This window comes from Bordetella trematum, from assembly GCF_900078335.1.
Taxonomy (GTDB): domain Bacteria; phylum Pseudomonadota; class Gammaproteobacteria; order Burkholderiales; family Burkholderiaceae_B; genus Bordetella; species Bordetella trematum.
The window spans coordinates 141107-154337 of sequence record NZ_FKBR01000033.1 but is presented as its reverse complement, the minus strand read 5'-3'; the positions used below and the strand labels follow the sequence as shown (position 1 = coordinate 154337).

Annotated in this window: 13 protein-coding genes; 2 read left to right on the top strand and 11 right to left on the bottom strand. The window is 64.7% G+C overall.

All coding sequences use genetic code 11. The features are described 5' to 3' along the window. Positions 1–30: 30 nt before the first annotated feature. From nrdR to tyrS, 4 genes are all read right to left on the bottom strand, one after another. The gene (nrdR, locus tag A7V84_RS13815; RefSeq protein ID WP_025515572.1) at positions 31–516 is read right to left on the bottom strand and encodes a transcriptional regulator NrdR; all 486 of its coding nucleotides are present in this window, start codon (positions 514–516) and stop codon (positions 31–33) included. 142 nt (positions 517–658) lie between these two features. Next, positions 659–1909 carry a serine hydroxymethyltransferase gene (glyA, locus tag A7V84_RS13810; RefSeq protein WP_025515570.1) on the bottom strand — a complete coding sequence of 417 codons (1251 nt, stop codon included), beginning with the start codon at positions 1907–1909 and terminating at the stop codon, positions 659–661. A 225-nt stretch (positions 1910–2134) separates the two neighbouring features. Further along, on the bottom strand, positions 2135–2791 hold the full coding sequence (locus A7V84_RS13805) for a YbhB/YbcL family Raf kinase inhibitor-like protein (RefSeq protein ID WP_025515568.1): 657 nt from the start codon (positions 2789–2791) through the stop codon (positions 2135–2137). A gap of 47 nt (positions 2792–2838) precedes the next feature. Then, positions 2839–4068 carry a tyrosine--tRNA ligase gene (tyrS, locus tag A7V84_RS13800; protein WP_025515566.1) on the bottom strand — a complete coding sequence of 410 codons (1230 nt, stop codon included), beginning with the start codon at positions 4066–4068 and terminating at the stop codon, positions 2839–2841. Positions 4069–4344: 276 nt separating this feature from the next. Between tyrS and A7V84_RS13795 the strand changes: the two genes are divergently transcribed. Then, a complete protein-coding gene (locus A7V84_RS13795; RefSeq protein WP_025515565.1) occupies positions 4345–5763 on the top strand; it encodes a M23 family metallopeptidase in 1419 nt (472 codons plus the stop codon). A 21-nt stretch (positions 5764–5784) separates the two neighbouring features. After that, positions 5785–6918, top strand: coding sequence for an anhydro-N-acetylmuramic acid kinase (locus A7V84_RS13790; protein WP_063491570.1), 1134 nt, complete (start codon positions 5785–5787; stop codon positions 6916–6918). 82 nt (positions 6919–7000) lie between these two features. Here A7V84_RS13790 and erpA read toward each other — a convergent pair whose 3' ends face one another. The 7 genes from erpA to A7V84_RS13755 form a co-directional block, all read right to left on the bottom strand. Continuing rightward, positions 7001–7369, bottom strand: coding sequence for an iron-sulfur cluster insertion protein ErpA (gene erpA / locus A7V84_RS13785; RefSeq protein WP_025515560.1), 369 nt, complete (start codon positions 7367–7369; stop codon positions 7001–7003). Between the two features lie 87 nt (positions 7370–7456). Next, complete coding sequence (locus A7V84_RS13780) at positions 7457–8323, bottom strand: DUF6776 family protein (protein WP_051348254.1); 867 nt, start codon at positions 8321–8323, stop codon at positions 7457–7459. Beyond that, complete coding sequence (gene argC / locus A7V84_RS13775) at positions 8283–9350, bottom strand: N-acetyl-gamma-glutamyl-phosphate reductase (RefSeq protein ID WP_025515557.1); 1068 nt, start codon at positions 9348–9350, stop codon at positions 8283–8285. The genes A7V84_RS13780 and argC overlap by 41 nt, the downstream gene beginning before the upstream one ends. 165 nt (positions 9351–9515) lie before the next feature. Next, positions 9516–9908, bottom strand: coding sequence for a 30S ribosomal protein S9 (gene rpsI / locus A7V84_RS13770; RefSeq protein WP_025515554.1), 393 nt, complete (start codon positions 9906–9908; stop codon positions 9516–9518). A 9-nt stretch (positions 9909–9917) separates the two neighbouring features. Then, positions 9918–10346, bottom strand: a complete 429-nt coding sequence (gene rplM, locus A7V84_RS13765; protein WP_025515553.1) for a 50S ribosomal protein L13 — start codon at positions 10344–10346, stop codon at positions 9918–9920. A gap of 219 nt (positions 10347–10565) precedes the next feature. Beyond that, positions 10566–11666 (bottom strand): TRAP transporter substrate-binding protein, encoded by a 1101-nt coding sequence (locus A7V84_RS13760; protein WP_063491571.1) that lies wholly within the window; start codon positions 11664–11666, stop codon positions 10566–10568. Positions 11667–11866: 200 nt separating this feature from the next. Beyond that, on the bottom strand, positions 11867–13069 hold the full coding sequence (locus tag A7V84_RS13755) for an FkbM family methyltransferase (RefSeq protein ID WP_063491572.1): 1203 nt from the start codon (positions 13067–13069) through the stop codon (positions 11867–11869). Between the last annotated feature and the right edge of the window lie 162 nt (positions 13070–13231).

Here is a 13231-nt window from a genome sequence, read left to right as displayed (position 1 = left end):
TTGTATCTGCAGCGCCCGCCGCGTTCAGGATCAGTCCTTGCGCAGCTTGGCGCTGGCCGGGCGGCGCGGGCCCTGCATCTCGCGGATCGCCTCGACGAACTCGCCGATATCCTCGAAACTTTTATAGACGGACGCAAAACGGACGTAGGCCACTTTATCCAGCCTGCGCAGCTCATTCATGACCAGCTCGCCGATCTGCTCGCTCGGCACCTCGCGCAGGCCACTGCCGAGCAGGGTTTCTTCGATGCGCGCCACCGCGCCATCCACCTCCTCGGTGCTTACCGGGCGCTTGCGCAATGCCAGCGTCAGGCTGCCGCGCAGTTTGCCCGTGTCGTACTCGCTGCGGCTGCCGTCACGCTTGACCACCGTGGGCATCGCCAGCTCGACGCGCTCATAGGTAGTGAAGCGTTTGTCACAGGCCAGGCAGCGCCTGCGGCGGCGTATGGTGTCACCCTCTTCGGAGACCCGGCTGTCGACCACCTGGGTGTCCGCATTGGCGCAAAATGGGCACTTCATGTCTATCCCCTGTGCCTGTTCATCGCCCCATTGTAATGACAGCGCCGATTCCGGCGCGCCTGCCATCGGCCAATGTTGCGGGCAGCGCACATAAAAACAGGGCGGGCCCCGCAGAGCCCGCCCTGAGACAGCCTTCAGTCGCTTACTTGGCGCTGTAGACGGGCAGACGCGAGGTCAGCTCGTTCACCTTGGCGCGCACGGCGGCGATGTTGGCTTCGTCGCGCGGATTCTCCAGCACGTCGGCAATCAGGTTGGCGGTCAGTTCGGCCTCGGCCTCCTTGAAGCCGCGCGTCGTCATGGCCGGGGTGCCCAGACGGATGCCGCTGGTCACGAAGGGCTTCTCCGGATCATTCGGAATGGCGTTCTTGTTGACCGTGATGTGGGCCTGGCCCAGCACGGCCTCGGCTTCCTTGCCGGTGATGCCCATGGCGCGCAGGTCGACCAGCATCACGTGGCTCTCGGTGCGGCCGGACACGATGCGCAGGCCACGCTTGACCAGCGTGTCGGCCATCACCTTGGCGTTCTTGACGACCTGAGCCGCGTACTCCTTGAACTCCGGCTCCAGGGCTTCCTTGAAGGCCACGGCCTTGGCGGCGATGACGTGCTCAAGGGGGCCGCCCTGAATGCCCGGGAAGATGGCCGAGTTGACCGCCTTCTCGAACTCGGCCTTCATCATGATGACGCCGCCGCGCGGACCGCGCAGCGACTTGTGCGTGGTCGAGGTGACGAAATCGGCGTGCGGCACCGGGTTGGGATACTGGCCACCGGCCACCAGGCCGGCGTAGTGGGCGATATCGACCATGAACAGCGCGCCGTTGTCGTGGGCGATACGGGCCATGCGCTCGAAATCGATGTGCAGGGAATAGGCCGAGGCGCCAGCGACGATCAGCTTGGGCTTGTGTTCCTTGGCCAGGGCTTCGACCTGCTCGTAGTCCAGGACTTCGTTGGCATCCAGGCCATAGGGAATGAAGTTGTACAGCTTGCCCGAAGCATTGACCGACGCGCCGTGCGTCAGGTGACCGCCTTCGGCCAGGCTCATGCCCAGCACGGTGTCGCCCGGCTTCAGGACGGCCATGTACACGCCCTGATTGGCCTGCGAACCGGAGTTGGGCTGCACGTTGGCGGCCTCGGCGCCGAACACCGCCTTCAGGCGGTCGATCGCGAGCTGCTCGATGATGTCGACGTATTCGCAACCACCGTAGTAACGCTTGCCGGGATAGCCCTCAGCGTACTTGTTGGTCAACTGCGTGCCTTGCGCCTGCATGACGGCGGGGCTGGCGTAGTTTTCGGAAGCGATCAGCTCGATGTGCTGTTCTTGACGGACATCTTCTTGCTGGATGGCGGCCCAAAGGTCGGGATCCACCTTGTCGAGGGTGAGCTTGCGGTCGAACATGAGGGAAGGTTCCTGAGACGGAAGAAGCAAAAGGAATGCCGCTAGTGTACCCTGAGCCGCCCCGGAGCCCGGGGCGGCGCATACGGTATCGGCCACAGAATTCGCGCTTTCTGTTGGCAAAAACCGCCAATGGGGTTCCATCAGGAAAATGGCTCATGTGAGCCATGAGCCAGCCTCATGGAGCAAAGGCTGGCCGGCGGCCCCTTGCGGAGCCGCCGTGGGCCGTCACGACACCGAGGTGGCGCCGATCTGGCGCGGCGCAAGCGCCGGGTTGAGCGTATAGATGCCGGTCACGCTGCTCTGGGCCAGCACATGACCCTGCATGGCGCGCAGCACGTCGGCGCCCGTGAACTTGCCCTGCACGTCCAGCTTGGCCACGTCCAGCGCATACAGCGTGAATACGTAACGGTGCACGAGCGCATCGTTCCAGGGCGGGCAAGGGCCGTCATAGCCGAAGTAGTCGCCGCTCATGTCGCGGTCGGCGGCAAACCATCCGGTGAAATCGTTCAGGCCCTGACGCTCGTCGTTCGGCGCCAGCGGCCCGCCTTTGCCGCGCGGCGTGATGCCGCTGGAATAGGCCCCTTCGTCGATCTCGCGGCGCTCGGCGGCGATATCGACCAGCACCCAGTGGAAGAAATCCACCCGGGGCAGCGAAGCCGGCACCTCGCGGCCATCCTGGTTGACGTCGTCAGGCTGGGAAGGCACATCGGGGTCATGGCAGAGCAGCGCAAAGGAACGGGTGCCCTCCGGAGCGTCGCTCCAGGAGAACTGGGGGTTGAAATTGTCCGCCAGCGCGACGCGCGACTGCGGGTCGATCCGGCCGAAGGCATAGCGCTCGGGAATCATCTCACCGTCTGCAAAGGACAAGCTCGCAAGTTTCATGGTCGTTCTCCTCAGGGAAAGCTGCGGCGCGCCACCGCGCCGTACCGTCATGCCGTCAAGTTAACACGCGCGAACTTGCGCTTGCCCACTTGCAAAATGTAAGAACCAGCCGCCAACTGCAACGAACGGTCCTCGATCTTGCTGCCATCCACCTTCACGCCACCCTGCTCGACAGCGCGCTGGGCTTCCGAGGCCGACGCGCACAGCCCGGCTTCGCGCAGCACGCGCAGCAAGCCCAGCGGCGCACCGGCCAACTGCACCTCGGGGATGTCGTCGGGCAGCGCGCCATCCCGGAAACGCGCCTCGAAGTTGGCCAGCGCCTGCTCGGCGTCGGCCTTGCTGTGAAAGCGCGTGATGATTTCCTGAGCGAGCATCACCTTGGCGTCACGCGGATTGCGACCGCCCTCGACCTCGGTCTTGAGCGCCTCGATGTCTTCCAGCGAGCGGAAGGACAGCAGCTCGAAATAGCGCCACATCAGCGTATCGGAAATCGACATCAGCTTGCCGAACATCGAATCCGGCGTCTCGGAAATGCCGATGTAGTTGCCCTTGGACTTGGACATTTTCTCGACACCGTCGGTGCCTACCAGCAGCGGCATGGTCAGAATGCACTGCGGCTCCTGGCCGTACTCCTTCTGCAGCTCGCGCCCGACCAGCAGGTTGAACTTCTGATCCGTGCCGCCCAGTTCGACATCCGACTTCAGGCAGACCGAGTCGTAGCCCTGCATCAGCGGGTACAGGAACTCGTGCACGGCGATCGACACGCCAGCCTTGAAACGCTTGGTGAAGTCTTCGCGCTCCATCATGCGCGCCACGGTGTAGCGCGAGGCCAGCTGGATCATGCCGCGCGCGCCGAGCTGGTCACACCATTCGGAGTTGTAGCGGATTTCCGTACGAGCCGGATCGAGCACCAGGCTGGCCTGGGCATAGTAGGTCTGCGCGTTGTGCTCGATCTGTTCGCGGGTGAGCGGCGGACGGGTCGAATTGCGTCCGCTGGGATCGCCGATGGTCGACGTGAAGTCGCCGATCAGGAAGATCACGTTGTGCCCCAGATCCTGCAGCTGGCGCATCTTGTTCAGCACGACCGTGTGGCCGAGGTGGATGTCCGGCGCGGTCGGATCCAGGCCGAGCTTGATGCGCAGAGGCACGCCGGTGGCGCGGCTGCGCGCCAGCTTGCGGGCGAACTCGGCCTCCACCAGCAGCTCATCGCAGCCGCGCCGGGCGATGCGCAAATCTGCTTCGACTTCAGGGGTAATAGGAAATTCGGCTTGCGACATGTGAGATAGGGCCCGAAAGACGGGAATTCAACGGAAAAAGGTGTAAAAACTGTAGAATTCGGTCGAAAATTCTAGCTGATTCCGCTAGGATACTCCCCTAATCATACGCAACCGTCATAATCGTGCCGGTTGTTGTCCCGCAAGCAATCTGTTACTCAATGTTTGTCCGCGATGCGCCGTCATGGCGCTCCCGTCGTTGGCCCACAGGCCACCGAGGAAAGCCGTGCGACAGCGCGCATCGCTCATTCGTTGCCAAGCCCCCTTAAGGTCTGTCCAATGCAAAGAGGCACAAACAGCCTGGTGCGTCGCCTGAGCCAGAAGCTCGCCGCCCGGCTCGCCCCGCCCGCCGACCCTTCCAAGCGTGGCGGCTCCCTCATCCGCCGCACCTTGCTAGTCTGCTCCCTGGGTCTGTTTGCCGGCGCCGCCGCGCTGGGCATGGTCCAACAGCCCGACCGCAGCGAACTCCCCCCCCTGCGCCTGGTCGACAGCGTCCTGCCCCTCCAGCAGGAGCAGATCCAGGTCAGCGCCAACGCCCCCGCTCCCTACATCAGCGAAACCCGTATCCGTTCGGGCGACACCCTGGCCAGCGTATTGCAGCGCCTGGACATCGATGACGGCAAGCTGCAAGGCTTTCTGACCCACGACCCGAGCGCGCGCAGCATCTACCGCCTCTATCCGGGGCGCGCCGTGCAAGCCGCCACCGACGACGAGGGCAAGCTGATCTGGCTGCGCTACATCCACACGCCGGGCAATGAGGTCGGCGGCCAGGTCGTCACCAAGCTGCTGCAGGTCACCGCCAAGGATGACGGCTACGAAGCCAAGGAAATCACCCAGGGCACCAACCTGCAGACCCGCGTGGCCGTGGGCACGATCCACTCCTCGCTGTTCGCCGCCACCGATGCCGCCGGCATCCCCGATTCGATCACGATGCAGATGGCCGACATCCTCGGCAGCAAGATCGACTTCCTGCGCGACCTGCGCCGCGGCGACGAATTCCGCGTGGTCTACGAAGTCCGCTCGCACGATGGCCGCTATGCCGGCGCCGGGCGCCTGCTGGCCGTGGAGTTCATCAACAACGGCAAGCCCCACAACGCCGTCTGGTTCAGCGCCGACAACAAGACCGGCAGCTACTACGATTTCGACGGCACCAGCCTGCGCGGCGCCTTCCTGCGCACAGCCCTGAAGTTCAGCCGCATCAGCTCCACCTTCGGCATGCGCATGCACCCGATCCACAAGACCTGGACCGGCCACAAGGGCGTGGACTACGCCGCACCGTCGGGCACGCCCATTCACAGCACGGCAGACGGCACGGTCGAGTTCGCCGGCTGGAAGAACGGCTACGGCAACGTCGTGATCGTCAAGCACTTCGGCAAATACTCCACCCTCTACGCCCACCAGAGCCGCATCCGACCCGGCCTGAAGCAAGGCGACAAGATCAGCCAGGGCGACCTGATCGGCTACGTCGGCGCCACCGGCTGGGCGACCGGCCCGCACCTGCATTACGAGTTCCGCATCAACAACCAGCCGGTCGATCCGCTGTCGGTCGATCTGCCGATCGCCCGCACCCTCGAACCGGCCGAAAAGCGTGCCTTCCTTCAGGCTGTGGCGCCGCACAAGCGCCAGATCGAACTGCTGGCACAGCTGCAGCAGCAGAACAGCCCGCTCGAGGCGCAGGCCAAGGTCGCCACCCGCTGACCTGCCTGCCCTGCCAGCCCCATGACTCTCCCCCGACCCGGCCAGGACACGCTCCGGCCGGGAGACTGCTTCATCGGCCTGATGTCCGGCACCAGCATGGACGGCGTGGATGGCGTGCTGCTGCGCCTGTCCCCGCAGCAGCGACCCGAACTGCTGGCCAGCGCCACGCTGGACATGCCCGCCTCGCTGCGCGCCACCCTGATGGCGCTCAATGCCAGCGGCCCCGACGAACTGCATCGGGCCGCCCTGGCGGCCAATGCCCTGGCCGCGCTATACGCCGAAGTCTGCGAACGCCTGCTGGCCCAGGCCGGCCTGCCGCGCGAAGCGGTGCGGGCAATCGGCGCGCACGGCCAGACCGTGCGTCATCGCCCGGACCTGGGCTATACCTGCCAGCTCAATGCCCCCGCCGTGCTGGCCGAGGCCTGTGGCATCGACGTCGTGGCGGACTTCCGCAGCCGCGATGTCGCCGCCGGCGGGCAGGGCGCACCGCTGGTGCCGCCCTTTCACGCCGCCATGTTCGGCCAGGATGCCGCACGCGCAATCCTCAACCTGGGCGGCATCGGCAATGTCACCCTGCTGCAGCCCGGCCAGGCGCCGCGCGGTTTCGACACCGGGCCGGCCAATGTCCTGCTCGATGCCTGGTGCCAGGCGCACACCGGCCATCACTATGACGAAGACGGCAAATGGGCGGCCAGCGGGCGCGCCGATCCCGCCCTGCTGACCCATCTGCTGCAAGCCGAGCCCTGGTTTGCCCTGCCCGCTCCCAAATCCACAGGCCGCGATCTCTTCGGCCTGACCTGGCTGACGGGCCACCTGGCGAGCTATGGCCGGGCGCTTGCGCCCGCTGATGTGCAGGCCACGCTGCTGGATCTGACGGCCCACAGCGTAGCCCGCGCCATCGCCGGCGCCCCGCTCGACGACGTGCTGGTCTGCGGCGGCGGTGCGCGCAACCCGGCCCTGATGGCGGCCCTGGCGCGCGCCCTGCCCTGCCCTGTTGCCACCACCGACAGCGCCGGCGTGCCGGCCCAGTGGATGGAGGCCATGGCCGTTGCCTGGCTGGCCCAGGCCTGCGTCAGCCGCCAGCCGGCCAGCTCCCCGGAAGTCACCGGCGCGCGCGGCCCGCGCATCCTCGGCGCGCTCTACCCCGGCCACTGATGCCCCAATGCAAAAGCCCCCGGCATGCTCGCCGGGGGCTTTTGCATTGGGGCGGGCTGGCGGCTTGCGCCAACCCGGCGCCTCAGACGGAGAACGACGAACCGCAGCCGCAGGTGGTCGAGGCGTTGGGGTTGCGGATGACGAACTGGGCGCCTTCGAGGTCTTCCTTGTAGTCGATCTCGGCACCGACCAGATACTGGAAGCTCATCGGATCGACCAGCAGTTGCACGCCTTCCTTGTCGAGGACGGTATCGTCATCGTTGACGACTTCATCAAAGGTAAAGCCGTACTGGAAGCCCGAACAGCCGCCGCCCTGCACGAAGACGCGCAGCTTGAGCTCGGGGTTGCCCTCTTCAAGCAGCAGATCCTTGACCTTGGCGGCCGCCGAGTCGGTGAAGACCAGCGCAGGCGGCGGCGCCTGCAGATCCACGGTTTCGGTTACAGCATTCATTGTTCACACTCCTGGCCGGGAAGGCCACATTCCAATGGCGGCAGCCTGCCGCCCGATGGGATCACTATAGCGCAGCCGGGCCGCGCCTCAAAATTCCAGCCGCACTTCGCGCGTGGCGCGAACGTTGCTGCCTTCCAGCACTGAAATGGTGACGCTCTCGGGGACGAACCCCTCGGGTAGCGCCAGCACCCCCTGACTGCGCTGGAAATGGTCGAAATGCACTGCCAGCAGGTTGCCGCCATTGCCATTGCTGCCGTTGGCCGGGTCGGCCGGGGCGGCAGCCGGCGTCGCCGCCTCGACCGCGCCGCCAGCGGCGGCCGGCAGCACCGCGCCGGGAGCGGCCGACTCTTCGGTCTTGACGCGCTGGGGTTGCAGCTCGACGCTGACCGTCTGGCCTTGCTGAATGCCATTGGCAACGAAGCGCAGCTCGCCGCTGAAAGGGCTTTCGCTGCGTCCGCTGCGCATCATCAACACCCGATAACGCAGGTCGTTGCCCACCCGGGCAAACTCGGCGCCTCGAATATCGATGGCGCCCGCCGGTCCGGGCGGCAAGAGTTGTTCGTAAAAGGCGAGCTGGTCGCGCACCCGCCCCAGCTCGGCCTGCGAGGCGCGCAATTGCGCCTCCAGTTCCTCGCGCGCCGCACGCTCGACCACCACCTCGCCATCGGCGGAGACCAGCTGGGTGCGCAGATAACGCAGCTCGGTGTCGCGCTGGCGCAGCGCCGCCTCCTGCGCCTGGACCTGTTCCGGGGTCAGCATGACCTTGTCACCGGAATCAGACCTGGCGTAGTGATAGCCCCCCGCCGCCGCGGCGCCCAGCAGCAATACGATCAGCACCAGTCGGGTGGCACGACGCCACCCGCTTTCGCGGGTGGAAGGAGGCGCAACGGCAGCAGGGTCGTTCAAAGGCGGCTCAAGGCAGGATGGCGACCTGATCCAGGCCGGTGGTTTCATGCAGCCCGAACATCAGGTTCATGTTCTGCACCGCCTGGCCCGCCGCCCCCTTGACCAGGTTGTCCTGGATCACGAGGATGACCAGCTGGTCGCCGCCGCCGGGACGCTGCACCGAGATGCGCAGATTGTTGGAGGCTCGCACCGAACGCGTCTCGGGCAGGCTGCCGGCCGGCATGACGTCGATGAAGGGCTCATCGGCGTAACGGGCTTCAAAGAGCGCCTGGAAGTCCGTGTCGCGGGCCTCGGGCAGGATGCGTACATACAGCGTCGAGAACATGCCACGGATCATGGGCACCAGATGCGGCACGAAAGTCAGGCCCACCTTCTCGCCCGACAGCTTTTCGAGCTGCTCGACGATTTCCGGATGATGGCGGTGACCCGCCACGCCGTAGGCCTTGAAATTGTCACCTGCCTCGGCGAACAGCGAAGCCACCTCCGCCTTGCGCCCCGCCCCCGAGACGCCGGACTTGCAGTCGGCGATCACGTGCTGGGCATCGATCAGGCGCTTGCCGCCTTCGAGCAGCGGCGCCAGGCCCAGGATCACGGTAGTGGGATAGCAGCCCGGATTGCCGATCACCTTGGCCGCCGAAATGGCCTGGCGGTTCAGTTCGACCAGGCCATAGGCAGATTGGTCAGCCAGGATGTCCGGGCAGGAATGCGGCATCTTGTACCAGCGCTCGAACATGGCCGTGTCCTGCAGGCGGAAATCGGCCGCCAGATCGATCACGCGGGTGCCGGCAGCCAGCAACTCCTGGGCCTGCGCCATGGCGACACCGTGCGGGGTGGCGAAAAACACCACGTCGCAATCGGTCAGCGTGGCCTTTTCCGGGGCGGAAAATGCCAGTTTCACGCGGCCGCGCAGGTTGGGGTACATGTCGGCCACGGGCAGGCCGTCTTCCTTGCGCGAGGTGATGGCAGTCAGCTCGACGCCGGGGTGCTGCGACAACAGGCGCAGCAACTCGACGCCGGTGTATCCGGTGCCGCCGACGATGCCGACCTTGATGCGGGAATTGCTTGCTTGAGCCATGGTTGCTGATTCCTGGGGGAGAGACACGCTTTTGCGATTGTATCGCTGGCGAAACAGGCGCAGGGCTGACGCAGCGTCTCCAGGAAATCAGACCAAGATCCCTGGCGCAGGTTCCCCGCCGCCAAAGCAAAAAGGCCGCTTGCGCGGCCTTTCTGCATGAAGCGATTAACGCTTGCTGAACTGCTTCCGGCGGCGCGCCTTGCGCAGACCGACCTTCTTACGTTCAACTTCGCGGGCATCGCGGGTCACGAAGCCGGCTTGCGACAGCGCCGACTTGAGCGTCGCGTCGTAGTCGATCAGAGCACGGGTGATACCGTGACGGATCGCGCCAGCCTGGCCGGTTTCACCGCCGCCGTGCACGTTGACCTTGATGTCGAAGGCTTCCAGCATGCCGGTCAGAGCCAGCGGCTGGCGCACGATCATGCGGCCGGTTTCACGAGCGAAGAACTCGTCGACGGGCTTGCCGTTGACGGTGATCTTGCCAGCACCCTTCTTGATGAACACACGCGCCACCGAGGTTTTGCGACGGCCGGTTCCGTAGTTCCAGTTACCGATCATGGCGTTTCCTTAGATATCCAGCGGCTTGGGCTGCTGAGCGGTGTGCGGATGCTCGGCACCAGCGTACACCTTGAGTTTCTTGATCATGGCGTAGCCCAGCGGACCCTTGGGCAGCATGCCCTTGACGGCCTTCTGGATTGCACGACCAGGAAAACGCTCTTGCAGTTTCTCGAAGTTCGTTTCACGGATACCACCCGGGTAGGTGGTGTGGCGGAAGTACTTCTTGTCTTGCGCCTTGTTTCCGGTGACAACGATATCAGCAGCGTTGATGATGACGATGTAATCGCCGGTATCAACGTGCGGCGTGAATTCGGGTTTGTGCTTGCCACGCAGACGGCGTGCGACTTCGCTGGCCACACGACCGAGGACCTTGCCCTTGGCGTCGATCACAAACCAGTCACGCTTGACTTCATGCGGCTTGGCCACAAAGGTCTTCATGATGGTTCCTAAAAATAAAAAGTTTGCCCGCCAAAAAAACTTGGCCGGGGCGCTTTTCCGTCAGATATCGGCCCGCGCCTAAGCGTTATTACCCGCCCGTGCGCAAGCGCCAAATAAAGGAAAAGCTCGCCATTCTAGCACGACTGCTCAAATATTGTGCAAGTCCCGGAACCAGCTCCCCTTGCCTAGGAGGTGAAATATGGGGACGCACAAACAGGATCACGGCCTGCGATTGGCCAGCACCGTGCTCAGGGCCTGCCCATAAGCGCCTTCGCCGACACGCCACCAGGGCAGCGCCGCATCGCGAAAGCCCATGTAGCTTTCATGCAGGGCCTTGAACTGGGGGCTCTGCTCCGAAAGCCCCTGATAAACCTGGGCCGCCGCAGCGAAAGCGGCGTCCACCACGGCCCGGGGAAAGGCCCGCAATTCGGCGCCCTCGGCGACCAGCCGGCGCAACGCCGCCGGATTGCGGGACTCGTAGCGCGCGGTCATCGCCACGTGGGCGCTGCGGCTGGCAGCCTCGATGATGGCCTGATAGGCCCGCGGCAGACCGTGCCAGGCGCCCTCGTTCAGATAGAGCGAAACCTGGGTGCCACCCGTCCACCAGCCCGGAAAATAGCAGTAGCGGGCCATCTGATGCATGCCCTGCGCCTCGTCATCGGTCGGGCCGGCGGACTCGGCCGCCTCCAGGGCGCCGCTGCCCAACGCGGACAGGAGTTCGTCGCCCGCCAATGCCTGCGGCACCGCGCCCAGGCGCGCCAGCACCTGGCCGGCCAACCCTGCCGCGCCCATCCTGAGGCCCTTGAAATCCGCCACCGTCTTGATTTCCTTGCGGTACCAGCCCCCCAGCTGCACGCCGGTATTGCCCATCGGCAGATTGACGATCCCGAAGGGTTTGAACATCGCACGCGTGAGCGACAGGCCGTCGGCGTCGAACATCCAGGCGTTCATCTGCGCAGCCGTCAACCCAAAAGGCACGGCCGCATCGAAACAGAAGGCCGGATCCTTGTCATGGTAGTAGTACGACACGGTATGGCCGCAGTCAACGACATGGCTGGACACGGCATCAAAGACCTGCAACGCCGGCGCGATTTCGCCGGCGGAAAAGGGGCGGATGAGGAACCTGCCGTTGCTCGCCTCGCTGACGTATCTGCAAAAGCGCTCGCCGGTGCCGAACAACGTCTCCAGATGACGCGGGAAACTGGAAGCCATGCGCCATTCGAGAGCCGGCATCTCCTGCGCGACCACAGGGGCGGCGACCGTCGCGCCGCCGGCGATGGCGCCCAGGCCGGCTTGCTTCAAAAATGAACGGCGTTGCATCCAGGACCTCCTTTTCTACCCACTCAGGCCAGCACCCGAAGGCCTGACGCGAGGGATAGTACACGCGCCAGTCAATGGGTGTGGCGTGGCCGAGGTCCTCAGCGATGGAGGCATCGCCGTGTTTCACAGCATGGGGCAACCGCCTTCGCAGAGCCATTGGTTCAACCGCGACAGCTCGCCGCAATGATCCCTTGTACGCATCAGGCCGTCACAGACGGATCATCGGCGTAGCAGATCAGGTCCCACAGGCCGCTGCCATGCTGTCGCAAGCGCAAACGCTCGCGTCCGAGGCCCTGCAAGAACTCGCAGACTTCCAGCACATCCTTGGGGTAGTGATACACCGCCGCGGCAACCCTGCACTCCGGCCGGCTGACGTGGCCGACCGCCCCCTGAAGCACCGACCGCTCGCCCCCCTCGACATCGATTTTCAGGAGCGTGACGGGATCGGGCACCAGCGTATCCAGGGTCAGGCAGGGCACCGCCTGGATATGCGCGGCATTGGCCTGGCGCCAGGCGTCTTCCGGCCCTCCGGACACCACGCGGGACGCATCCGGCACCACCGGATCGGTATAGAAGTCGACGGTACCGCCGTCGCGCTCGCGGGCAAACGCCCGGCACGCTCGCAGGGGCAGGAAAAACCGTAGCTGTTTCAGGCGCACGAAGTCCGTCGCATTGGGCTCCAATCCCCAGAACCGTGACTGCTCCAGGTTGTCGACCAGGCTGGCCAGCCTGAGCAGTTCGGCGCCTTCGGTAGCCCCTACATCGACATAGATTTCATGCGCACGCGGTAAGAAAGAGTCATCCTCGTTGATCCCATTGAAATACATATGGGCCAATGGAGCCGCCTCCTTCTGCAGTATGTGGCGGTCCAGACTTGCCAACGCCGCCAGCCGCGCGCGCATGGCGCGCTGGGAACTCACGTCCATGCCCTCCACCAAGGCTAGATAGCGCGGCAACTGGGTCAGCGTGATGTCGCGTTCTTCCGCCAGGGGGGTATAGACCACGGGCAGATTGCGCTCGGTCAGATAGGCCACATAATCGAAGGTCCAGGCGCGGAATCGATGCAGCAGAATCTGCTCTTCCGGCGTTGCGCAGAACGTAAGCATGCCTATCCGGCCGCCGCTGCGCATCTGCCTTTGCAGCACCTCGGGCATAGGCAGATACTCGCCGTGCCCGGGCCACTGCGCATTGGCCTCCCCGACAGCGCTTGAAGACGCGCCCAAGGAGCAATACCCCAGGAAGCGGGGGTCATCGCGATAGCTGGCGCCCAGAAGCCTATGATGTCCGCGGGTCATCACGCTGGCGTTGGCATGCGCAAAGACATAGAACCCTTCGAGCTGACGAATAAAACGCAGCTTTTCCTCGCCTTGCGCATGCAGGGCGGACCAATCCAGTTCCGGCATTTGGGGAAACCTTATGAAGAGACGCCACCAATAGTTACAGGGCGCGACCCTTAGTAATATGTTTTTTTGCGCGAACGCCGGTCTGTCGGATCCATCTCCATCAGCTGAAGGAGAACCCTCCAAAAAAAATCCGCTGGGGCCTACCCCTGCGGATCAGTTGAA

Coding starts and splice junctions, on each gene's coding strand:
- A7V84_RS13795 (WP_025515565.1), top strand. CDS start 4,345: ATGCAAAGAGGCACAAACAGCCTGGTGCGTCGCCTGAGCCAGAAGCTC.
- A7V84_RS13755 (WP_063491572.1), bottom strand. CDS start 13,069: ATGCCGGAACTGGATTGGTCCGCCCTGCATGCGCAAGGCGAGGAAAAG.
- A7V84_RS13805 (WP_025515568.1), bottom strand. CDS start 2,791: ATGAAACTTGCGAGCTTGTCCTTTGCAGACGGTGAGATGATTCCCGAG.
- argC (WP_025515557.1), bottom strand. CDS start 9,350: ATGGCTCAAGCAAGCAATTCCCGCATCAAGGTCGGCATCGTCGGCGGC.
- glyA (WP_025515570.1), bottom strand. CDS start 1,909: ATGTTCGACCGCAAGCTCACCCTCGACAAGGTGGATCCCGACCTTTGG.
- tyrS (WP_025515566.1), bottom strand. CDS start 4,068: ATGTCGCAAGCCGAATTTCCTATTACCCCTGAAGTCGAAGCAGATTTG.
- rpsI (WP_025515554.1), bottom strand. CDS start 9,908: ATGATCGGTAACTGGAACTACGGAACCGGCCGTCGCAAAACCTCGGTG.
- A7V84_RS13790 (WP_063491570.1), top strand. CDS start 5,785: ATGACTCTCCCCCGACCCGGCCAGGACACGCTCCGGCCGGGAGACTGC.
- nrdR (WP_025515572.1), bottom strand. CDS start 516: ATGAAGTGCCCATTTTGCGCCAATGCGGACACCCAGGTGGTCGACAGC.
- A7V84_RS13780 (WP_051348254.1), bottom strand. CDS start 8,323: ATGAAACCACCGGCCTGGATCAGGTCGCCATCCTGCCTTGAGCCGCCT.
- erpA (WP_025515560.1), bottom strand. CDS start 7,369: ATGAATGCTGTAACCGAAACCGTGGATCTGCAGGCGCCGCCGCCTGCG.
- A7V84_RS13760 (WP_063491571.1), bottom strand. CDS start 11,666: ATGCAACGCCGTTCATTTTTGAAGCAAGCCGGCCTGGGCGCCATCGCC.
- rplM (WP_025515553.1), bottom strand. CDS start 10,346: ATGAAGACCTTTGTGGCCAAGCCGCATGAAGTCAAGCGTGACTGGTTT.